Below are 21,350 nucleotides of genomic sequence, written 5' to 3' on the forward strand. Positions count from 1 at the left end.
CCGGCCTGATCCCGCACCTGCTGGCGGATGGTGGGCAGCCGCAGAGTGCGGCATGCCTGGACCCCATGCCGAGCAAACCCCCGGATCAGGTCGAACCCGTGGGTCATCTCCATGGATGCCAGCGGCGGCGTAGTCGTCGGTGGCCGGCTTCCAGGGACGCCCCGCACCACCGGTAACCCACGCTGACGGCACAGGCCTCGAGCACCACGAGGACCCTGCATGATCGACCAGGTGCCGCCCGGCCACGCCTGCGAGACCACCTCGGCGCGCAGTCGGCCAGGCGGCACGGTCTGCGCGTCACGGCACCCGCCTCCGGCCGGTGCGAGGCAGTCGCCGCCTCAGCACGACGCTGTGGACGTTTGTACGTCGGCGAGCGCTTGGCGCGCGATCTCGCTGAAGTCGTCGCCGGCGGTCGTCTGGCTCCAGCGTTCGAACGCGATGGCGGCGGCGAGCGCGCCGAGTTCTGCGGCCACGCGAGCGGTCAGGTCGGGAATGCCGCGCTCTTTGAGCGCGTCGGTCATGGAGGCGATGAGGGCGAGGTTCTTCAGCGCTTCGCGTTCCTGCAGTTCGGGGTTGGCGGCGATCACCGCCTGTCTACGGGCGATGAGTTCGCGGCGTGCGGGCGTGAAGACTTCCCTGCCGGCCGCTTCCAGCGCGTGAGCGATCGCTTCGAGTGGAGTGGCCGTTTCCGGTGCTGCGGCAATCGCTTCGGTGAGCAGTCCGCTGATCGCGCGGCCGCCGAAGAGTACTTCTCTCTTGTCCTGGAAGTGCCGGAAAAAGGTGCTCTTCCCCAGCCCCGCACGCTGCGCGATGTCGATCACGGTCGTGTTCTCGTAGCCGCGCTCGGCAAAGAGGTCAAGGGCGGCGTGAGCGAGCCGTTCTGCCGCGTTCGGTTCCCAGCGAGCCATGAAAACAGTGTACGGGACTTGGTCCCATCACCCGTGCTACCGTGATGGGACTAAGTCCCGTCATGTGCCCGCCATGTGTCCCGCCATCTCTCTCGTCAGGAGTCCGACAGTGAGCCGAGCTGTGATCTACGAAGCGTTCGGTGGCCCCGAAGTACTGGAGCTGCAGGAAGTTCCCGAGCCGCATGCCGGCCCGGGTGAGGTGCGCGTGCGCGTGACGGCCGCCGGGCTGAACCCGATGGACTGGGGTATCGCCTCGCGACCGGAGGCGGCGGCGCGGTTCGGTATCACCGTGCCGTCCGGCTTCGGGTTCGATTTCGCCGGTGTGATCGACGAGATCGGTGACGCCGCCACGGGCTTTGCCGTGGGTGACCGTGTCTACGGCGGCGCCCTGGGCCGGGCGGTCGCCGACTTCGTGGTGCTGAGGCCCTCTGCCGATTCTCTGTGGCTTACGCCCAAGGGCATCAGCGATGAGGTGGCGAGCACGCTTCCGGTGGCAGGCCAGACCGCTGCCGCCGCCTTGGCGGCGATCGACCCGCGCCCCGGCGACACCGTCCTGATCGGGGGAGCCGCCGGCGGCGTAGGCGTGTTCGCCGTGCAGCTCGCCAGGCTCGCCGGTGCCACCGTGATCGGCACCGCCTCGCCGGGAACCTTCGCGTTCCTGCGGCAGCTGGGGGCCGAACCGGTGGCCTACGGCGCCGGGCTGGCGGACCGGGTCCGGGCAGTGGCGCCCGGCGGAGTGACAGCCGCTACCGACCTGTTCGGCACGGAGGCGGCCGAGGCCGCGCTGGCGCTCGGCGTGACACCCGAGCGCATCTCCACGGTCGCCGCGGGTCCCAACCCTCCCGGCGGCGTACGCGCCACCGGCGGCATCGACGCAGCGCCGGACGCCTCTCAGCTGATCACTGACGCGATCCTCGCCGGCAAGCTCACCGTCCCCATCGCCGCGTCCTTCCCGGTCGAGAAGATCCGCGACGCCGTGACGCTGCAGGCCGGACGCCACGTCCACGGCAAAGTCGTGGTCACGCTGTGACCCACCTCGAAGACCTCATAGGCAAGCGATAAAGGGGTGACGAAGAAGGGGTGACGAAGAAGGGGTTCGGAGATCTCAGGGACAGCAAGCGACTGTCTGCGTCCGGTCCTTGTTCCGACCCGTCAGCAAGGCGCGGCCCAGTGCCGCGGCGACGACCTGGCAGGCCGCTGTGCCCAGCAGCAGAGAGGTGGCCCCCTGGCCGTTGAGGGCACCGGCCGCCGCCCCGGCAGCGGCGAACGTACTTTTGAGACCCGCGTGCTGCGCTTCGGCTGACGGGCCACCGGCGTCAGGTGTCAGGTGTCAGGCATGAGGGTGTCAGGCATGAGCATGCTGACCTCCTGCCCGTTCAGCGATCAAGGCACGTTGGCGACGGCGTTGCGGATGCGGCAGCAGTGGTTACTGCCAGGAACGCCGGCAGGAGTGCTGCGGCTGTGCCGGGGTTCCCCTTGAAGATCATTCCCGGCCGGCTGGAGTCGTTCGTGGCCGCGCTGGAGGCGGGCCGCACCTCGTGGTGCCAGCCGCTGGACGCGGTCCGTCTCGGCCTCGACGATGATGTCGCCGAGGCCACCGCCCGGCAGGCCCGCCGCGTCGTGAACCACTTGATCGGCCAGGGCCAGTGGGAGGACGGCGACCCGGACATCCTGGTCGTTTTCGACGTCGGTCCAACGGGTGTCGCCGTGCTGCTGAGCGGCTGGTGTCTGCGCTCGGAAGCTCTGAGCATCCCCTGCACGACCGCGCCGAGCGAGTGGGTTCAGGGGGTTGCGAGATTTGTGCACCTCTGCGCTGAGTGTTCGAGTGTGGATGTCCGCCACGGGGATATATGTGGTGGCGAATGTCCGTTTCGGGCTTCTCGATGCGTCGGCCGACGCAAGGGCCTCTCGGGGCAGTGGGTCGGTGGGGATGGCGGCTGCGGGAGGTCCCCGCCTGTCAGGTTGACCGCATGGCTTCGCTCGAGGACTCGGCCCGCATGCTCCACGCCTTGCTGCGGGGAAGTCACCTGTCCGCGTTCGAGGAGCTGCCGGGCCTGGTGGCCCACCACGCCGACGAGGCCGGGCTGCGCCGGGCAGGTATCTACGTGGCGGACATCCAGGAACTGGTGCTGCGGGAGGCCACCGGGCAGGGCCTGGACGCCGGAGCGGGTGGGCGGGAGCTGCGGATCGACGCCACGCTGGCAGGCCGGGTCTTTCGCGATGCGCAGTCGTACTCCACGCCCGTCGACGACCGGATGCAGCACTGGCTGCCGGTGCTGGACGGCACCGAACGCCTCGGTGTCCTGCGCGTCGAAACTGACGATGAACCGGACGAGCCCACGCGGGCGGCGATGGAGGGCCTGGCTTCGCTGGTGGGCCTGCTGCTGGTCTCCAAGCGTCACCACAGCGACTCCTACGCCCGTCTCACCCGTATCAGTCCGATGACGGTGTCCGCGGAGATGCAGTGGACACTGATGCCACCCCGGGCGTTCGCGAACAAGCGGGTGACCATCGCCGCGACGATGGAACCGGCCTACGCCACCGCCGGTGACGCCTTCGACTACGCCCTGGCCGGAGACACCGTTCACCTCGCGGTCTTCGACGCCATGGGACACGACACCTCAGCCGGGCTGACCGCGAACCTCGCCATGGCCACCTGCCGCAACCAGCGACGCCAGGGCAACAGCCTCGCCGAAGCCCGGGACGCCATCGAAGCCACGCTGATCGAGCAGTTCGCCCAATCCCGCTACGCCACCGCGGTGCTGGCCGACCTCGACCTCAACACCGGTGTCCTGACCTGGGTCAACTGCGGCCACCACCCGCCGGTCCTGATCCGCGGCCGACGCTGGACCACCCACCTGACCTGCACCCCCACCCACCCGGTCGGCACCAACCTCGGCCTTCCCGCGACCTTGTGCCGCGAGCACCTGGAGCCCGGCGACCAGCTGCTTCTCTACACCGACGGCATCATCGAAGCCCGTGACGCCAAAGGGCGCGAGTTCGGCCGTGACCGTTTCGTCGACTTCGTCATCCGCCACCAGGCCGACGGTCTGCCGGCCCCTGAAACCCTGCGCCGTCTGGTCCGGGCTGTGCTCGAGCATCACGACGGGCACCTCAGTGACGACGCCACCGTCCTGCTGTGCGAATGGCACGGCGCCTCTGAGACGGCGGCACCCGTATAGGCAGAGGCACATGTGACGTACGTTCGGTACGTCGGCCTCCGGTAGCCCTGGGGCCGTTACGGTTGTCGGTGGCGCGGTGGAGTGTCGCGGGGTGCCGAGCCGAAGCGGAACCGCCTGATGGGTGTCGGCCATGACGGGGAGAGCCCTTCGCGTGGGGGCGGCCGCGAACCGTTGCCGACATGATGCGAAATCGACGGTTGATCCGGTCGCCGGGGTACTCGCGGCTGACCATCAACCATCAGTCCACTCTGGGAGGTGGCGGGAATGACTACCTCGCCTCACTCGTCGATGGAAACGCATCCCGACATCCTGGACATGCACTGGCGCCACGAGATGGCGGAGCGTGCCACCACTACTCCGCAGGCGCAGGCGGTCGAAGCACTTGCCTTCCTCACGGGGGTGTACCTGGCGGCTTCCCCGTGGATCGCGGGGTTCAACGGCCTGTCGACGCTCGCCGTCAACAACCTGATCGTCGGCATCGCCTACGCCCTCCTGCTGAGCGGAGGCTTCGGCCGCGCCTACGAACGCACGCACAGCATGGCGTGGGCCGCCTGCGCCCTCGGGGTGTGGACCATCATCGCCCCATGGGCGGTGGCCGGTGACGTCAGCACCACCAGGTCGGTGGTGAACAACATCATCGTCGGTGCCGTCGCCCTGCTGCTGGGCCTGGCGGCCAGCGCGCTCGCCGGCCGTGGCACGCCGGCCGGCGCGGAGCGGGGCACGTCGGCGCCGTATGGAGTCGGCCGGAGCTGACTCCCGGCCGGGTCCAGGCCCTGGGCAAGCGCCGTGGGCGTCCGAACACACAGGGGGCTGGTGCCTGCGGGCCCGCAAACAGCGCGCGGCGCCCGGGCACCGGCCGTACCGGCGCCGGGAACGAGCCCCAGGCGGTTGAGAAGGACACAGAACCCCGTCGGGGCAGGTGATCTCCTGTGATCCGTTTGGTCGACGACGCGGCGGGCACCCGGCACGCCCACACGAGGATCCGCACGCACCGGTCCCGGCACTCGTGCCCGGCGGATCACCCTGCCGTGACGCCTGATGATCCTGTAGGGGCCCCGATGAGCGAGTACACACCTTCCCAGGCCGAGGGCGAACGGGACGAGGACACGTCGACCGATCCCGCCCGGACCACGCCCTCTCAGGCAGAGGGGGAACGCGAGGACGCATCCGAAGAGGGACGACCGCTGCCCGGCGCCCCGGACCGGTACGCCCGGGCGCGCGGCGAGGAGGAGCCGGGAGCCCACTCCGGTGGGGAGAGCCAGGCCCGCAGCCGGCTGGTGCCGGGTACGGCAAGTGCCGTCGAGGGCTACGGAACGCGGGGCGGCACGGCCGACGACGAGCCCCTGGCCGGAGTCGAGAGCACCGACGATCCCGAGACGCCCGGCCCGGTCACCCGCGACCACGTACGAGAACTGCTCGCGGCGCCCGACTCCTCCACACTGGTGGTTCTGGAGGGCCGTGCCCAGGTGATCGCCACCGAGGAGACGAACTCCGACCGGTACGCGGGAGCCATGGACGTCATCTCCGGCGAGGAACTCGCCCGCCGGATCGACACGGGCCCTCCCACGGACCGGGAACTCGACGCGCTGGCCGGAACGCTGAACACCACGGTGGCCAAGCTCGGGGCCTGAGCCGACAGCGGCGACGGCGCGGCCCAGCTGAGAGCCGGTGCGGTACACGCCTGCCCGGCGGTTTTGTGGTGACCATGGACGGCGCCCAGGGAGCGGAACTGGCCCGGCGCCTCGACCCCCGGCTGATCCTTCCCGTCCATTACCACGACTACACCGTGATGCGCTCCCCACTCGACGCGTTCCTCGCCGAGGTCGACGCCGCCCGCGCTCGGCGAACGACTCGTCCACTGCCGTCACGCCCAGGTGCAGTACGGCCAGATCGGCGGCCGGGAACCGCCGGGCGACCTCGTTCAGGCCGTCGTACGCCAGTGTGTCGCCCGAGATACAGCCGCAGTCGAGGTGGGCTTCCCGTGGGGCCGAACTCGAGCATGCTGCCCATCACCGGGGGCAGCAGGCCAGCAGGGGATGTCCGGCGTGCCGGCCGGGCAGCGCGGTGACACGGACCTGTACGTCGCCGCGCCGGAGGGTGTGGCCCTGCCAGGTGCACAGCCCCGCCGTGCGCCGGAAGCCGTGCAGCGTCCTGAGACGGCGCGCGGCGTGCGGTGTGGTCAGCACCGGAACCGTGTGGTCCAGGTGCCGTCGGGCCTGCCGGTCTCAGTGGTCGCCGTGCAGGTGGGACAGGACGACCGCGTCCAGCCGGGGAAGGCCGCCGAGGTCGAAGGCCGATTGGGTCAGACGGCGGCTGAGCAGCCCGTTCCCGGACCATCGCGAAGTGGGCTGCGCCGCGTGCGGTGACAGGCCACGCAAGAGCCCCGAACGGCTCGGGAAGGGCCGTCCGGGGCGATATACCCCGATGCACCGGCCGCACGGGAGGTGCGGTGGTGCCGGTGCTTAAGTTGTCGATGGCGCCACCTCCTCGGTCAGGTGCTGCTCCGGCTCGGGGGCGGGAGGCGGCGCGAACATCAGGCGCAGTCCCAGGACGGCGCAGAGTGGGCCGAGGGCGCACATCGCGGCGGCGCTGACGAAGGCGGCGCCCAGATTCCCCGCGTCGTAGCCGAATCCGCCGAAGTACGTGGCGAAGGTCGACGCGAAGCCGAAGAACATCCCCGGGATGAGAGCGAACGGCTTCAGCCGGCCGGCCGCCAGCAGGGTGCCGTTGACGAAGAAGATCACCACGCCCAGTGCCATGGTCTGGGCGAACTCCCCGGTGCCGAACATGGTGCCCGTCTCCCGGTTGAGGAGTACGGCCGCCACCGCGAACCCCGCGCCCGTCGTGGTGGCGGTGATCATGGAGATGGCGTTGGCGATGCTCGGGCCGCCCTGCAGGAACGTTCCGGCCCAGGTGATGAAGATGGCCCAGGTCGGCATGTGGAGCGGGCTCAGGAGCAGGAGGACCGTGGCGAAGGCGACGATCGAGGCGCTGACCTCGTGCGGCAGTCTGCCCTTCATGGCTACGCCAACCCGCCGGGCTTGGCGAGCAGTTCCCTGATGCCCGTGTCGATGAACGCGGTGTCCGCGGGGCTGCTGCCGCCGCCGGCGAAGTGGCCCCAGATGCCCGGGATCACGCGGAGTTCGGCGCCCGGTATGTGGCTGACGGCCCAGGCCTCGTCCTCCGGTGGGAAGTAGAGGTCCTTCTCGGCGGGCATGTCGAGCGTGGTCGCCTTGATGGAGCCCAGCGCCGCCTCCGTGTCCCCGTCGAAGCCGGGGGTGAGTCCGACGTCGCCGTTCTGCCAGGTCCAGAGCATGGTGAGCAGGTTGTTGGGGTCGCGGCCGTCGAGGAAGAAGCCCTCCCAGAAGCCGACCAGGAAGTCCTCGAGGGAGGTGTAGCCGAGCTTCTCGTACTCCTTCTCCCAGTAGAACGCCTGCGAGAAGCCCCACCCCGCGTACACCCGGGCGAGCGCGCGCAGTCCGGTGGTCGGCCACTTGTCCTTGTCGTACCAGCCGCCGTTGAAGACCGCGTCGGCGGTGAGCGCGGCCTTGACGCCCTCCAGGAAGACCTTGTTGTGGGCGCTGGTGCGGGGGGAGCCGCAGAAGGGGGCGATCCGTTCGACCATCTCCGGGTGGCTGACGGCCCACTGGAAGGTCTGCCCGGCGCCCATCGACCAGCCGGTCACGAGGGCGATCTTCTCGATGCCGAACTCTTCGGTGACCAGTTTGTACTGGGCCTCGATCTGGTCGTACACCGTGATGTGCGGGAAGCGGGCGCGGTCGTACGGCGGCGGGGTGTTGCTCGGCGACGTCGACAGGCCGTTGCCGAGCATGTTCGGGACGATGATGAAGTACTCGGCCGGGTCGAGAGCCATGCCCGGGCCGATGAGCCACTCGTTGTCCCAGTGCCGGCCGGAGTACCAGGTGGGGTAGACGATCGCGTTGGACTTGTCGGCGTTGAGTTCGCCGTACGTGGTGTAGGCGAGGTGGGCGCCGCGCAGGGTGGCGCCGTGCTGGGTGGTGAAGTCGCCCAGGTGGAAGGTGAGATGGTCGCTCATGGGGCTGCCTTTCGGAACGTACGGGCTCTCAGGAGGTGACGGCGCACTGGCCGCGGTCGGCTTTTCGCGGGCCCTCGGCGGTCGGCCGGATGTCGAAGTCGAAGATCGCCGTAGGGAGGTAGAGGGTGCTGCACGCGTTCGGGATGTCCACGACGCCGCTGAGGCGGCCCTCGATCGGGGCGGAGCCGAGCAGCAGGTAGGCCTGTTCGCCGCTGTAGCCGAAGGTCTTCAGGTACTCGACGGCGTTGAGGCAGGCGTTGCGGTAGGCCATGGTCGCGTCGAGGTAGTGGTTGGTGTCGCTGGCGTGGTCGACGGAGATTCCGACGAACGAGATGAACTCGGTGTACTGCGGGGCGACGTTGCCGGGCATGAAGATCGGATTGGTCGTGACGCCGTACTTCTCCATGCCGCCCTTGATGAGGTCGACATGCAGATCGATGAAGCCGCCCATCTCGATGGCGCCGCAGAAGGTGATCTCGCCGTCGCCCTGGCTGAAGTGCAGGTCGCCGCCGGAGAGCAGGGCACCGGGGACGAGGACGGGGTAGAAGACCCGGGAGCCGCGGGTGAAGTTCTTGATGTCGTGGTTGCCGCCGTTCTCGCGGGCCGGGACCGTGCGGGCGCCTTCGGCGGCGATGAGGGAGGCGGTCTCGCCGGTCGCCGTGCCGGCCAGCGCGTTGTCGGCGAGCGGGGGCAGGGCGAGGGCCGGCACCCGGTGCGGGTCAGTGTCGATGAGGGCCTGCTCGCGGGCGTTCCAGCGGGCCAGCAGCTCGGCCGAGGGGGCGGTACCGAAGAGGCCGGGATGGGTGATCCCGGTGTAGCGGACGCCGGGAATGTGCCGGGAAGTGGCCTGCTGGCCGTGGAAGTCCCAGACGGCCTTGTACGAGTCGGGGAAGTGGTCGGTGAGGAAGCCGCCGCCGTTGTCCTTGGCGAAGACGCCGGTGTAGCCCCAGCCCTGACCCGAGCCCTCGCCCTCCGCCTGCGGCACGGGGCCCAGGTCGAGGATGTCCACGACGAGCAGGTCACCGGGTTCGGCGCCCTCTACGGCGATGGGGCCACTGAGCATGTGCGCGTGGGTGAGGTCGACGTCGCGGACGTCGTTGGCGGAGTCGTTGTTGCCGATCTGGTTGTCGGTCCAGTCCCGGCACTCGATACGGAACTCCGAGCCGGGCCGCACGGTGACGGCGGGCGGGATGTCGGGGTGCCAGCGGTTGTGGCCCGGCACTTTCTGGTCACGCATGGACAGGGCCTGGTCGACACTGAAGACGACTTCGGGCATGGACTGCCTCCGTAATCCGGTACTTCCGTGATCGGGTACTTCGCGGTGCGGGTGGGGATCAGCGCTTGGGGAGCCCGGCCTGCCGGGGGTCGGCCGGCGGGGTCGGCCGACGGCGGGCCGGGGGTACGCCGGTGACGACCCGCGGCTCATGTGCGCTGGCCTCCTGGGCGTGCAGGGCACGGGCCAGGGGAGCGGAGGTGCGGGCGAGCATCGGGGCGGTGAAGACCCGGCGGGCCGGGCCTGCGCAGCTTCCGCACGGCTCCTCGGCGAGAGCCCGGCCCATCGGCCGGATCACGTCGAAGGGGCCGCAGCCCGCACAGCGGTACTGATAGGTGGCCATGGGCTATCAACCTCCAAAAGCTTCGAGAAAAAAGTATTTCTAGCCGAAGCAATTGGACAAGGGTCGAGTGTTACGCACAGGTAAAAAAGAACTCCCCGCGGGTCAGGGAAGTTGCTGCAGCACATCCCACTGCAGCCCGTCGGCCGCCGCGAGGAAAACCCGCTGCTCGAGGTGGCGGTCACGGATCTGGACCGTGCCGCGGGGGCTCTCGTACTCCAGCCCCTCGGCGGTCGCCTGGATGCGCCGGACATCCGTGTCGCCGGCCCGGCGCAGCAGTTCGGTGAGCATGCGCACGCCCTCGTAGCACGACTCGCCGAGGCTGTTGAGCACCGGTGCGCCGGGGCCGAACCGGCGGAAGTAGGCGGCGGCGAAGTCGAGCCCGGACGCGGTCGGCAGGTCCTCGAAGTAGCCGGCCGAGGTCATCAGGCCCCGGGTGTTCTCCGGTCCGGTGGCCAGCAGGACGTTCTCCTCGATGAGGGAACTGAACCGGACGAGGTCGCGGTCCAGCCCGGCCGCGGTGAACGCGCGGTTGAAGAGGACGGCGTCCTGCCCGATCAGCAGCATCAGCACGGCCTCGCAGCCGCTTGCCGCGACGCGCGCGAGGACGGGCCCGAAGTCCTGGGTGCCCAGCGGCACATACATCTCGTCGCAGACCTCGCCGCCCAGTTCGCGCAGATAGCGGTGGGCGGCGCGGGCCGACGAGCGGGGCCAGACGTAGTCGTCGCCGACGATCGTCCAACGGCGGATGTCCAGTTCGCTCGCGAACCACCGCAGCGCGGGCCGCAGTTGACGGTTCGGAGTCTCACCGGTGAGGAACACGCCCGGGGAGCGCTCGCCGCCCTCGTACAGCGCCGTGTAGACGTACGGCACCCGGCCGTCGATGCGCGGGGCGACGACCTCGCGGACGGCGGAGATGTGCCAGCCGGCCACCGCGTCGACGACGCCTCCGGAGATCAGTGCGTCGACCTCCATGGCCACCTGCTCGGGCGGCGCGCCGCCGTCGACGAGCACCAGGCGCACCTCGCGGCCCAGCACGCCCGACTCGGCGTTGACCTCCTCGGCAGCGAGTTGGGCGCAGCATTCGCAGGAGGGGCCGAAGATGCCGGCCGGGCCCTGGAGCGGTATCACCAGGGCGACATCCAGTGCGTCACGGGCCCGGCTCGCCGGGGCGCCGATCCGGACAGACGCCTTCTCGATCATAGGCGCTCACCCTAGCCATTGCTTGCTACGGGAATATTTCACAGCGATAAGGAAAGACTGTATCGTGGAATCACTCCACCCGTAGATCACGACGACTCTGGCAGGGCGATGACCACGACCACCCCGGCGGCCGTAGCCGATCTCGACCTCGCACGTGCGCTCACACTCGTCGAGCGCAGCGTCGTCCTACGGCTCGGTGAAGCGCTGAAGGCCGAGGGCGGCACGCTCGAGGAGTGGCGGGTGCTGTCGTTCCTGGGCGACGGCGAGGGTCGTGCCATGACCGAGATCGCCGAGTTCGCGCTGCTGTCCGCGCCCACCCTGACCAAGGTCGTCGACCGCATGGTCTCCCTGAACCTCGTCCTGCGCCGGGTCGACGACCAGGACCGGCGGCGCGTGCTGGTCTTCGCGTCCGAGCGGGGCAAGGAGGCACTGACCCGCTGGACGGCGGCGGTCGACCAGGAGCAGGAGAGCATCGTGTCCGCTCTCGGTGCGGAGGAGACGGCCCTGCTGAGGGCACTGCTCCAGCGGGCCTCCCGACGCCTCGGCTGAACGGTGGCGCCGCGCCGGAGGTCTTCTCGGCCTCGCTGATCACGTACCCGTCATAACCGAGCTGTTCGCCCTGCCAGGTGGGGCGTACATGTCCAGCACCCAGGGGCCTTCAGCTGGAAGCCGGGGCCGCCGGGTGACCTCGCGGGCCAGGTCCGGGCACGACCAGCGTGAGTGCGGTGCTTCACTCTCGGCAGGCAGTCGGCAGGCCAGCGGTGTGACGAGGCGGGACCGCCGCAACGCTGACGGTCTTTGAGCCGGGCAGGCCCGCTGGGCGGAACGGCCGCGCCGGCGGGGCACGGTGTCCGAACGCAGCCCCGTCTCCGGGGCGATGCATGCGTTGGAGCGTCCACGCGCGATGTGCAGCACGACCTGCGCGTGCCCCGCCCGTCACCGCCCCAGCCCCGCAAATGACCGGTGCAAGAGGCCACTTGCACAAGGAAAACGCAACTTATACCTCGCGCGTGCTGAAGCGGCGGACGGTGACCGGGACATGCTCTTCGACGCGGACTGGGGTGCATGGGGAGAGTTCGCCGTACCGACCTGATACGGCAAAGGTCGTACGGTGGAAACCACCGCCCTGTTCTGGTGGGTCTCCGACGGCGTGATCCCCACCTGGCAGGACGGGGTTTCCAGGCTGGAAGACCTCCACGACCACGGCTCCGCGCCGCACGCCTTCACCTTCCACCACTCGTTCGCCCCGGACGGAACTCCGACCAGACTTGATGCCGCAGCTATTCGGACAACTCCTGCCGCCTCCGCAACCGTCCGCCCGCGCCTGCCCGTCTGCCCCAACGGCACGTCCTGGGGGCGGACGTATCACGGGGAGCGTGGGGACATGCTGCGTATCGGCTTCGGCACGGACGACCTCAGTCGGCTGCGGGTGGCGGCGGGCAGCGACTTCATGTGGGAGGTGGTCCTCAGCCTCCACCTGCTCCAGAACCGGCACGCTGCTTTGGTCTTCGACCCCTGGCGCAGGCAGGTGCGCGAGGATCTCGCGCGAGCGGGGCTGATCCGGACGACCCGGGCGCTGATCGAGGTCAACCCGTGCGCCGCCTACTTCCCGGACTTCCTCACCCCCGGCCTCGGCAACTCCGACCCGGACGCCGGACTGGACGCGGTGCTCTCCACCCCCCGCAGACGCCTACGGTACGAACTCGCCCGCCTCTACCCGAACCGGCCGATGCCCTCGGGCGCCCGACGGCTCGCGGAGGGCGGAAGCGAGGCACTGCACCGGTTGGGGAGGGCGGTGCGCGCCTATCACGCGGTGGCTGTGGCGCCGTACAGGACGGTCATCGACCGGGCCGTCGGCGCGGACCTGGTCAGACGCGCCGACGCGGCGCTGGCGGCGGGGGCGGAAGGGCTGCTGGGCAGCTACCAGCCGGATGTGCTGTCCTGGCGGGACGGCCGGCTCGAATGCGGCTACCCCTTCGACCGGGGCCTGGAGCTGAACGGCCGCCCGCTGACCCTGATCCCGTCCTTCTTCTGCGTCCGGCAGCCCGTCGCCCTCACCGCCCGCGAACTCTCTCCGGTACTGGTGTATCCGCTTCCGCTCGCGCCGGGCTGCCTCACGGTGGCCGAGCCCGGCGGCCCACCAGGCCTGCACCGATTGCTGGGCCCTACCCGGGCTCGCGTGCTGGAGCTGCTCGGCCGTCCGATGTCCACCAGCGGCATCGCTGCCGCCCTGCACCTCTCACCGGCCAATGCCAGCCGCCACGCCACCGTGCTGCGGGAGGCGGGGCTGATCGGCTCGTTCCGGGACGGGCAGCGGATGCTGCACCGGCGCACGGGGCTGGGAGAAGCATTGCTGAACGGGAACGCGGGCGTGTGAGGGGCGCGGGAGCGCCCGCCTCGGGCCGGCGGACGGCCGTGCGGCGGGCGCAGTGTGGCGCGGTACGTGGATCAGCAGTTCTTGATCTTCCAGATCGGGTCCCAGGTCCACGACGCGGGGGCCACGCTGTACGCGGTCGAGCTGTGGACGACTCCGCCGCTCTGGTTGTAGAACCGGGCCACTGTGCCAGTGGTCTGGTTGTTGTAGAAGCCACCGCCGTCGCCGCCCCCGCCCCAATAGGACAGCGAGTAGGTGCGGCAGGCATACAGGTCGAACACCTTGTACCTGCCGACGGTCGGATCCCACACGCGGGCGCACAGCCGTCCGTAGGAGCAGTCGTAAGTGTCGCCGTCGACGTACCGAATGCGTTCGGCGGCCGGCGAGATTCCCGGTGAGTTCGCCAGCACACCAGCTTCCGCGTGCGCGCCCACCTGCTGCGCGGTGGAACCGACCGCCCGGGGAGCCGAGTCGGCCGCCTGCGCCGGTGCTGCACCCAGCAGCATGGTGAGCACCAGACCCGCCCCTGCGACGAGTCCCGCCAGCTTTCTGGGCATCAGATGTGTCAGACGTAAGTGCATGTACTGTCCTCCGTGTCCTGGTCCCGCTCCGCGAAGCGAACGGCCGTCCGCCCGCGCCCCATGGTGGGGCGGTTGGCACCGTGCGGACGAACCATTCGACGGACACGCAATCAAGGCGGCGGATACGAGGTCGCCGAGGACGGTGTGTTCAGGTTCCGGCTCGCTGTCGGGGTACTCAGCACGGTTCGCAGCCGCTGATAGCGGTCGAGGTCCTCCCAGGTGTGGTGACCGGGCGGGCCGGGATGGCGGCGTCCGGTCCACCAGGCCCAGACACTGGCGGCGGTGCCGGCGCAGAGAGGGAAGAGCAGCCACAGCAGGGCGCCCGCGAGTGAGCCTCCTTTCGTAGCTGTGCCGAGCGACGGTCGTCACGGCGTGAGCTGCTGGTAGGTGTGGCTCTGCAGGAACCGCATATCTATATAGTCGATCGCAAAAGTTTGACAATCTAGGACTGGATTAAGTTGACGCTAGTCGACTCAATCTTCAGGCCTGTGCGGGCACCGGTGCACTCGGCATCGTGGCCGGACTGGTCACAGCTCACAGAACCTTCATCCCTGGCGAGCCCGACGATCGGTCGTCGTAGTGTCGATCGTCGGCCGACCGCCCCGCAAAAAGTTGAGCCGATGGCTGTCAACTTTCCGGTGGGGCGGTATAGCATAGGTGCAGCGAAGGACCTGGAGACGATGACAGGAGGGATGAACATGCTGATGCGTACGGATCCCTTCCGCGAACTTGACCAGCTTGTCGAGCGGGTCTGGGGCACGGCCGCGCACCCGGCCGGTATGCCGATGGATGCCTGGCGTGAGAACGACACGTTCTTCGTCGAGCTGGATCTGCCGGGCGTGAACCCGGATTCCATCGACCTCGATGTCGAGCGCAACGTCCTGACCGTCAAGGCCGAACGCAAGCCGACGTACGGCGAGGGCACCGACACGGTGATCACTGAGCGGCCTGCGGGGACGTTCAGCCGGCAGCTGTTCCTCGGGGAGACGCTCGACACCGAGCGCATCGAAGCCGCCTACGAGGCAGGCGTTCTCAAGCTGCAGATCCCGGTCGCCGAGCAGGCCAAGCCTCGCAAGATCGCGATCAGCGGCGGCGGTGACCGCAAGGAACTCGGCAGCTGAGCCCGCGACCCGTCGCCTCAGGCCCCGGCGCCCAAGCCGGGGCCTCGCTCTGTCCGAGGCCTGGTGCGGCGCTTGGGAACAGGATGCGGCCCGGTCGGGTTACTCCGGCTCCCCGCCGTCGGCGTCGAACACCTTGGTGAACGTGGCACCGCACCGGCACCGCGAGTACTCGACCAGTTCCCCTTCTTCGGACACGCTCAGCCCCTGACTGAGTCTCACATGCACATGATCACCCATGACAAGCTGCTTTCCTTGACGCCTGCAGTCCGCCTCATCGTGTGGGCCAACCGCTCCCACCCGCAATGCCGCAGCTCACACAGTTCGCGGATGCGACGCCCATGCCGGCCGAAGTCGCCTGCCAGGCGGGCTCCGGGACCCCCGAATGCCTCTCCGAACCCCTGCATCTGCCCGAGCCAATCTTGACAATAGGCGACTCAAGTTTTATCTCATTGGTAGAGGCATTCGAGCGCGAAGTCGCAGCTCGCAGCAGGGGAGGAGGTGGTGAGATGCAGGCGCGCGGCGAGGGCGCGGACCTGTATGTGGTGCTGGGAGTGGAGCCTTCGGCGACGGCCGAGGTGATCACCTCGGCCTTCCGCGCCCGGGTGCGGGAACTGCGCCCCGACACCCGCGTGGACGCGGCTACCGCCGAGCGGTTCGGCGAGGTGCGGGCAGCGTACGAGACGCTCCGCGATCCGGTCCTGCGCGCGGCCTACGACCAGACGTACCAGCGGACGGCCGAGCGGACAGACGACCGCGGGCCCGTCATTACGCCGACGGTCAGGCTGGCGCCTGGCTACCTCGCGGTGCTCGGGGGCGCCCGTCCCGAGCCGCCGCTGCGGGCCGGTCCCGTCCGGTGGCAGCGGACATTTCGATGAGGCCCGACCAGAAACGTGAAGCAGAGCATGGCTGAGGAGGGAGAACCAGATGGCGCGCTCGGTCGGTATCGACCTGGGAACGACGAACTCGGTCGTCTCGGTCCTCGAGGGCGGCGAGCCCACGGTCATCACGAACACGGAAGGCGCTCGGACCACCCCGTCGGTGGTGGCTTTCGCCAAGAACGGCGAGGTGCTGGTCGGCGAGGTCGCGAAGCGGCAGGCCGTCACGAACGTGGAGCGCACCGCGCGCTCCGTGAAGCGGCATGTGGGCGACCACAGTTGGCGATTCCCGGAGCACGGCAGCATCGACGGCAAGCGGTACACGGCACAGGAGATCTCCGCGCGCGTGCTGCAGAAGCTGAAGCGGGACGCGGAGGCGTACCTCGGCGAGGACGTCACGGACGCGGTGATCACCGTACCCGCGTACTTCGACGACGCCCAGCGGCAGGCGACGAAGGAGGCCGGTGAGATCGCGGGCCTGAACGTCCTGCGGATCATCAACGAGCCGACGGCGGCCGCGCTGGCCTACGGGCTGGACAAGGAGAACGACCAGACGGTCCTCGTCTTCGACCTGGGCGGCGGCACCTTCGACGTGTCGCTCTTGGAGATGGGCGAGGGCGTCATCGAGGTGAAGGCCACCAACGGCGACACGCACCTGGGCGGTGACGACTGGGACCAGCGGATCGTGGACCACCTGGTCAAGCAGGTCAAGAACCACTACGGCGTCGACCTGTCGAAGGACAAGATGGCGCTCCAGCGGCTGCGGGAGGCGGCGGAGAAGGCCAAGATCGAGCTGTCCTCCTCGTCGGAGACCACGATCAACCTGCCGTACATCACGGCGTCCGCCGAGGGGCCGCTGCATCTGGACGAGAAGCTGACCCGGGCCCAGTTCGAGCAGCTGACATCCGATCTGCTGGAGCGGTGCAAGGCGCCGTTCCACAACGCGATCAAGGACGCCGGGATCAAGGTCTCCGACATCGACCACGTGGTCCTGGTGGGCGGCTCGACCCGCATGCCTGCGGTGACCGGGCTGGTGAAGGAGCTGACCGGCAAGGACCCGCACAAGGGCGTCAACCCGGACGAGGTGGTGGCCGTCGGTGCCTCGCTGCAGGCCGGTGTCCTCAAGGGCGAGGTCAAGGACGTCCTGCTGCTCGACGTCACACCGCTGTCCCTCGGCATCGAGACCAAGGGCGGCATCATGACCAAGCTCATCGAGCGCAACACCACGATCCCCACCCGCCGTTCGGAGATCTTCACCACCGCCGACGACAACCAGCCGTCGGTGACGATCCAGGTCTACCAGGGCGAACGGGAGATCGCGGCCTACAACAAGAAGCTCGGCATGTTCGAGCTGACCGGCATCGCACCGGCTCCGCGCGGGGTGCCGCAGATCGAGGTGACCTTCGACATCGACGCCAACGGCATCATGCACGTCTCGGCCAAGGACCTCGGCACCGGCAAGGAACAGAAGATGACCGTCACCGGCGGCTCCGCGCTGCCCAAGGACGACATCGACCGCATGGTCCGTGAGGCCGAGCAGCACGCCGAGGAGGACCGCCGGCGCCGGGAGGCGGCCGAGACCCGCAACCAGGGGGAGCAGCTCGTGTACTCCACCGAGAAGCTCCTCAAGGACAACGCCGAGCAGATCCCGGCGGAGGCGAAGAGCGAGACGGAGGCGGCGCTGGCCGACCTGAAGGAGAAGCTGAAGGAGGAGAGCGCGGACACGGCGGCGATCCGGCAGGCGATCGACCGTACGGCGCAGGCAGCGCAGAGGATCGGCACGGCTCTGTACGAGAAGGCGCGGGCCGAGCAGCCGGCGGGTGCGGCCGGGGCGTCCGCGGGCGACACGTCCGGCGGCTTGTCCGAGGATGAGGTGGTGGACGCCGAAATCGTCGACGAGGACAAGGCGGAGGCTGGCTGACGATGACCGGGAGTGGGCCGCAGAGCACCGAGCTGGAACAGCTGCGGCGCCTGGTGGAGGAGCGGACCGCCGACCTGCATCGGGTGAAGGCCGAGTACGACAACTACCGCAAGCGGATCCGGCGGGACCGCTTGGCCGTCCGCGAGATCGCGGTGGCCAACGTGCTCCGGGCACTGATGCCCGTGCTGGACGCCGTGGACCGGGCGTGTGCGCACGAGCCGCTCACGCCCGGTCTGAAGGACATCGCCGACAGCTTGCGGGACCAGCTCGGTTCGCTGGGCGTCCGGTCGTTCGGCGAGGTGGGTGATCCGTTCGATCCCGCCTGTCACGACGCCCTGGCCCACCACGTCTTCCCCGGCCAGGACGGGCTGGTCTGCTCGGCGGTCCTGCGTCCCGGCTACCGCCTCCGTGATTGTCTGCTGCGCCCGGCCACCGTGGAGGTCACCGGCCCGGCCCCACCGGCGAGGAACCCACTCGACAGTTTCCGGCCCCCCGGCCCGCCACCGGATGTGCATGGCCCTTCGCTGACCGGGCGCAGCTGACCGGGACCCCCCGGCGGCCGCTTGTCCGCGGGCAGGCCTGGGTGCTAAAGAAGAATTGGCACTCTCCCATCGAGAGTGCCAACGGCTGGGTCGGGTGGCGTACTCGCGCGCCGGTGGGTGAATCCCCTGGCCGCGCGGGTGAACGTCGCGGGCGTCACCCCGGTCCACCGTCATCGGCTCAGAGATGCGATGCGGAGGAGACCGTACCGATGACTGCGAAGATCATCACGTACGAGGAGGAGGCGCGCCGCGCGCTGGAGCGCGGCATGAATCAGCTCGCGGACGCCGTCAAGGTGACGCTCGGTCCCAAGGGCCGCAACGTGGTTCTGGACAAGAAGTGGGGCGCTCCCACGATCACCAACGATGGTGTGTCCATCGCCAAGGAGATCGAACTGGAGGACCCGTACGAGAAGATCGGCGCGGAGCTGGTCAAGGAAGTCGCCAAGAAGACGGACGACGTCGCCGGTGACGGTACGACCACCGCGACCGTGCTCGCCCAGGCCCTGGTCAGGGAAGGCCTGCGCAACATCGCGGCCGGTGCCAATCCCATGGCCCTCAAGCGCGGTATCGACAAGGCCGTCGAGGCGGTCTCCGCGGCCGTGCTGGAAGAGGCCAAGGAGCTGGAGACCCAGGAGGAGATCGCCAACACCGCGGCCGTGTCGGCGGGCGGCGACCGGATGATCGGTGAGCTGATCGCCGAGGCCATGGACAGGGTCGGCAAGGAAGGCGTCATCACCGTCGAGGAGTCGAACACCTTCGGCCTGGAGCTGGAACTCACCGAGGGCATGCGCTGGGACAAGGGCTACATCTCGCCCTACTTCGTCACCGACACCGAGCGTATGGAGGCGGTCCTGGAGGACCCGTACATCCTGCTGGTCGGCTCCAAGGTCTCTGCGGTGAAGGACCTGCTGCCCCTGCTGGAGCAGGTGATGCGGGAGAGCCGACCCTTGCTGATCGTCGCCGAGGACGTCGAGGGCGAGGCGCTGGCGACCCTGGTCGTCAACAAGATCCGCGGCACCTTCAAGTCGGTTGCCGTCAAGGCCCCGGGCTTCGGCGACCGACGCAAGGCCATGCTCGGCGACATGGCGGTCCTCACCGGCGCCACCGTCGTCTCCGACGAGGTCGGCCTGAAGCTGGAGCACGCCGGCCTGGACGTACTGGGCCGCGCCCGCAAGGTGGTCGTCACCAAGGACGACACCACCATCGTGGAGGGCGCCGGGGACGCCGCCGCGATCGAGGGACGGGTGAAGCAGATCCGCGCCGAGATCGACCGCTCGGACTCCGACTACGACCGCGAGAAGCTGCAGGAGCGCCTGGCCAAGCTCGCCGGCGGGGTGGCCGTGATCAAGGCCGGTGCAGCCACCGAGGTGGAACTGAAGGAGCGCAAGCACCGCATCGAGGACGCCGTGCGCAACGCCAAGGCGGCCGTCGAGGAGGGCATCGTCGCCGGTGGCGGGGTGGCCCTGCTGCACGCGTCGGAGACGGCGTTCGAGAAGCTGGAGGTGGACGAGGAGGAGTGGACCGGTGTGGAGATGGTGCGGCGCGCCCTGAGCGCCCCGCTGAAGCAGATCGCCCACAACGCCGGGCTCGAAGGCGGCGTGGTGGCGGAGAAGGTGCGCACCCTGCCCGTCGGCCACGGCCTGAACGCCGCGACCGGTGACTACGTCGACATGCTGGCCGCCGGCATCATCGACCCGGCGAAGGTGACCCGCTCCGCCCTGCAGAACGCCGCTTCCATCGCCGGCCTGTTCCTCACCACCGAGGCGGTCATCGCCGACAAGCCCGAGGAGAAGGAGATGGCCGCCGCGGGGGCCGGCGCCGAACTCTGATCGCCGCGGCCCTGCGGACGGACCGAGGCGGGCGCCGGTGGCCTCAACGGCAGACTGCCGGCGCCCGCCCGGCGGCGCACATCGGTACTGGGGGGCTCGCCTCCCCGCCCCCGCGCCGTCCCACACCCCGGACGAAGGCGGGCACCTGCTACTCGTCGGGACACTCTCCAACCGTTGGGGGCCCGCCACACCCCCAGCGGAAAGACCGTCCGGACTGACCAAGGACATTCGCTTCACGCCGCCACTGCCCCCTGACACCAGCGGGCATCCGCCGGCGGCCGGTTACGTTACGGAGGACGCCATGCGCATGCACTGGGACGCCTTCATCGCCGCCGTCCGAGAGCGCGGTGAATACCCCACGCGGGAGGAGGCGGAACGAGTCTCCCGGGTCGTGCTGGCCCTGCTCGGCGCTCATCTGGTGGGCGAGGTGCGCGCCGAACTGGCCGCCCGGCTCCCTGAAACGATGGCATTCGTCCTGCTCAACCCGCTCCAGGCACACGAGCCCCTGACGCCCGAGCGGTTCATCCGGGCAACCGCGGCCTGGATCGAAGGCGCCACGGAGACAACCGCCACATGGGACGTCAGCGCTGCACTCAGCGTCGTGGCCGACATCGCGGGGGAGGACCTGATGAACCGCATTCTGCTCCAGCTCCCACCGGGCTACGACCTGCTCTTCGGACACCCGGGACCGAACTGATGCAAGCCGCTTAGCACCCTGGTCACCCGATCCAGCGGGCAGCGGACTCGTAGGTGGTGTCCGGGGTGCTGTTGAACGCGATGGCCGCATCGGGTGCGTGCCGCCGGATCAGGTTGATGACCTGCTCGAGGAGTTCGACCTGGTCGTCCGAGTGCCGCAGGCCACCGCCGACGGTGACGCACTCCCACGGGTGGGTCCGCAGCGCGTTCCCGACGACCGCTTCCACGTCGTCACTTCCATCAAGGCCGATGAGGCAGGTCTCGACGCCCACGCCGTGTTCGGCGAACTTGGTCAGTCCCGCCTCGATCGCCTTGGCCGCCGGCTCGGGATCCCACGGCCCGGGCACCCGATACGGATCAAGTCCGATGACGAGAACGCGGGGTGAAGCAGTGGTGTCCATGTCTGGACGATACGCGCCGAACGACACATGAATCAGAAGGTGACCGG

Annotated in this window: 20 protein-coding genes and 3 pseudogenes; 14 read left to right on the forward strand and 9 right to left on the reverse strand. The window is 69.3% G+C overall.

The features are described from left to right. Positions 1-338 precede the first annotated feature (338 nt). Positions 339-908 carry a TetR/AcrR family transcriptional regulator gene (locus ACIBJB_RS12705; RefSeq protein WP_398929538.1) on the reverse strand — a complete coding sequence of 190 codons (570 nt, stop codon included), beginning with the start codon at positions 906-908 and terminating at the stop codon, positions 339-341. A gap of 109 nt (positions 909-1,017) precedes the next feature. Between ACIBJB_RS12705 and ACIBJB_RS12710 the strand changes: the two genes are divergently transcribed. The 5 genes and pseudogenes from ACIBJB_RS12710 (at position 1,018) to ACIBJB_RS12730 (ending at position 5,721) form a co-directional block, all read left to right on the forward strand. Further along, positions 1,018-1,938 (forward strand): NADP-dependent oxidoreductase, encoded by a 921-nt coding sequence (locus tag ACIBJB_RS12710; protein ID WP_398929540.1) that lies wholly within the window; start codon positions 1,018-1,020, stop codon positions 1,936-1,938. Between the two features lie 449 nt (positions 1,939-2,387). Next, positions 2,388-2,630, forward strand: a pseudogene (locus ACIBJB_RS12715) (transposase); the annotation flags it as partial. Between the two features lie 248 nt (positions 2,631-2,878). Beyond that, positions 2,879-4,090, forward strand: a complete 1,212-nt coding sequence (locus tag ACIBJB_RS12720) for a PP2C family protein-serine/threonine phosphatase (protein ID WP_398929542.1) — start codon at positions 2,879-2,881, stop codon at positions 4,088-4,090. Positions 4,091-4,354: 264 nt separating this feature from the next. Beyond that, a complete protein-coding gene (locus ACIBJB_RS12725; RefSeq protein WP_398929544.1) occupies positions 4,355-4,843 on the forward strand; it encodes an SPW repeat protein in 489 nt (162 codons plus the stop codon). Positions 4,844-5,148: 305 nt separating this feature from the next. After that, positions 5,149-5,721, forward strand: coding sequence for a hypothetical protein (locus ACIBJB_RS12730; protein ID WP_398929546.1), 573 nt, complete (start codon positions 5,149-5,151; stop codon positions 5,719-5,721). A 225-nt stretch (positions 5,722-5,946) separates the two neighbouring features. Here the strand turns inward: ACIBJB_RS12730 and ACIBJB_RS12735 are convergent. From ACIBJB_RS12735 to ACIBJB_RS12760, 6 genes and pseudogenes are all read right to left on the reverse strand, one after another. Beyond that, positions 5,947-6,420: pseudogene (locus ACIBJB_RS12735) on the reverse strand (MBL fold metallo-hydrolase); the annotation flags it as partial. Positions 6,421-6,552: 132 nt separating this feature from the next. Next, positions 6,553-7,110 (reverse strand): DUF1097 domain-containing protein, encoded by a 558-nt coding sequence (locus ACIBJB_RS12740; protein ID WP_398929548.1) that lies wholly within the window; start codon positions 7,108-7,110, stop codon positions 6,553-6,555. A 2-nt stretch (positions 7,111-7,112) separates the two neighbouring features. Beyond that, positions 7,113-8,147, reverse strand: coding sequence for an alpha/beta fold hydrolase (locus ACIBJB_RS12745; protein ID WP_398929550.1), 1,035 nt, complete (start codon positions 8,145-8,147; stop codon positions 7,113-7,115). A gap of 28 nt (positions 8,148-8,175) precedes the next feature. Then, positions 8,176-9,423: a formamidase gene (fmdA, locus tag ACIBJB_RS12750; protein WP_398929552.1), complete on the reverse strand. Its 1,248-nt coding sequence runs from the start codon at positions 9,421-9,423 to the stop codon at positions 8,176-8,178. Positions 9,424-9,481: 58 nt separating this feature from the next. Beyond that, the gene (locus ACIBJB_RS12755; RefSeq protein ID WP_398929554.1) at positions 9,482-9,763 is read right to left on the reverse strand and encodes a zinc ribbon domain-containing protein; all 282 of its coding nucleotides are present in this window, start codon (positions 9,761-9,763) and stop codon (positions 9,482-9,484) included. Between the two features lie 102 nt (positions 9,764-9,865). Further along, positions 9,866-10,963, reverse strand: coding sequence for a substrate-binding domain-containing protein (locus ACIBJB_RS12760; protein ID WP_398929556.1), 1,098 nt, complete (start codon positions 10,961-10,963; stop codon positions 9,866-9,868). 108 nt (positions 10,964-11,071) lie between these two features. On the opposite strand from ACIBJB_RS12760, the gene ACIBJB_RS12765 reads away from it, so the two are divergent. From ACIBJB_RS12765 to ACIBJB_RS12775, 3 genes and pseudogenes are all read left to right on the forward strand, one after another. Further along, a complete protein-coding gene (locus tag ACIBJB_RS12765) occupies positions 11,072-11,512 on the forward strand; it encodes a MarR family winged helix-turn-helix transcriptional regulator (protein ID WP_398929558.1) in 441 nt (146 codons plus the stop codon). Between the two features lie 451 nt (positions 11,513-11,963). After that, a pseudogene (locus ACIBJB_RS12770) lies at positions 11,964-12,230 on the forward strand (DUF3291 domain-containing protein); the annotation flags it as partial. 183 nt (positions 12,231-12,413) lie between these two features. Beyond that, a complete protein-coding gene (locus ACIBJB_RS12775) occupies positions 12,414-13,340 on the forward strand; it encodes an ArsR/SmtB family transcription factor (RefSeq protein ID WP_398929854.1) in 927 nt (308 codons plus the stop codon). A gap of 71 nt (positions 13,341-13,411) precedes the next feature. Here the strand turns inward: ACIBJB_RS12775 and ACIBJB_RS12780 are convergent, their stop codons facing one another. Next, a complete protein-coding gene (locus ACIBJB_RS12780; RefSeq protein ID WP_398929560.1) occupies positions 13,412-13,918 on the reverse strand; it encodes a hypothetical protein in 507 nt (168 codons plus the stop codon). 698 nt (positions 13,919-14,616) lie between these two features. Between ACIBJB_RS12780 and ACIBJB_RS12785 the strand changes: the two genes are divergently transcribed. From ACIBJB_RS12785 to ACIBJB_RS12810, 6 genes are all read left to right on the forward strand, one after another. Then, on the forward strand, positions 14,617-15,039 hold the full coding sequence (locus ACIBJB_RS12785; protein WP_398929562.1) for an Hsp20/alpha crystallin family protein: 423 nt from the start codon (positions 14,617-14,619) through the stop codon (positions 15,037-15,039). A gap of 506 nt (positions 15,040-15,545) precedes the next feature. Beyond that, entirely contained in the window at positions 15,546-15,914 is a 369-nt protein-coding gene (locus ACIBJB_RS12790) for a J domain-containing protein (protein ID WP_398929564.1), read from the forward strand. Positions 15,915-15,963: 49 nt separating this feature from the next. After that, entirely contained in the window at positions 15,964-17,835 is a 1,872-nt protein-coding gene (dnaK, locus tag ACIBJB_RS12795) for a molecular chaperone DnaK (RefSeq protein ID WP_398929566.1), read from the forward strand. 2 nt (positions 17,836-17,837) lie between these two features. Beyond that, positions 17,838-18,377, forward strand: a complete 540-nt coding sequence (gene grpE / locus ACIBJB_RS12800; protein WP_398929568.1) for a nucleotide exchange factor GrpE — start codon at positions 17,838-17,840, stop codon at positions 18,375-18,377. 209 nt (positions 18,378-18,586) lie between these two features. Next, the gene (gene groL / locus ACIBJB_RS12805; RefSeq protein ID WP_398929570.1) at positions 18,587-20,206 is read left to right on the forward strand and encodes a chaperonin GroEL; all 1,620 of its coding nucleotides are present in this window, start codon (positions 18,587-18,589) and stop codon (positions 20,204-20,206) included. A 301-nt stretch (positions 20,207-20,507) separates the two neighbouring features. After that, the gene (locus ACIBJB_RS12810; RefSeq protein WP_398929572.1) at positions 20,508-20,903 is read left to right on the forward strand and encodes a DUF2267 domain-containing protein; all 396 of its coding nucleotides are present in this window, start codon (positions 20,508-20,510) and stop codon (positions 20,901-20,903) included. A gap of 22 nt (positions 20,904-20,925) precedes the next feature. On the opposite strand, the gene ACIBJB_RS12815 is transcribed toward ACIBJB_RS12810, so the two are convergent. Next, positions 20,926-21,303, reverse strand: a complete 378-nt coding sequence (locus ACIBJB_RS12815; protein ID WP_398929574.1) for a hypothetical protein — start codon at positions 21,301-21,303, stop codon at positions 20,926-20,928. Positions 21,304-21,350: the final 47 nt, after the last annotated feature.

The organism is Streptomyces sp. NPDC050759 (assembly GCF_044456945.1).
Taxonomy (GTDB): domain Bacteria; phylum Actinomycetota; class Actinomycetes; order Streptomycetales; family Streptomycetaceae; genus Streptomyces.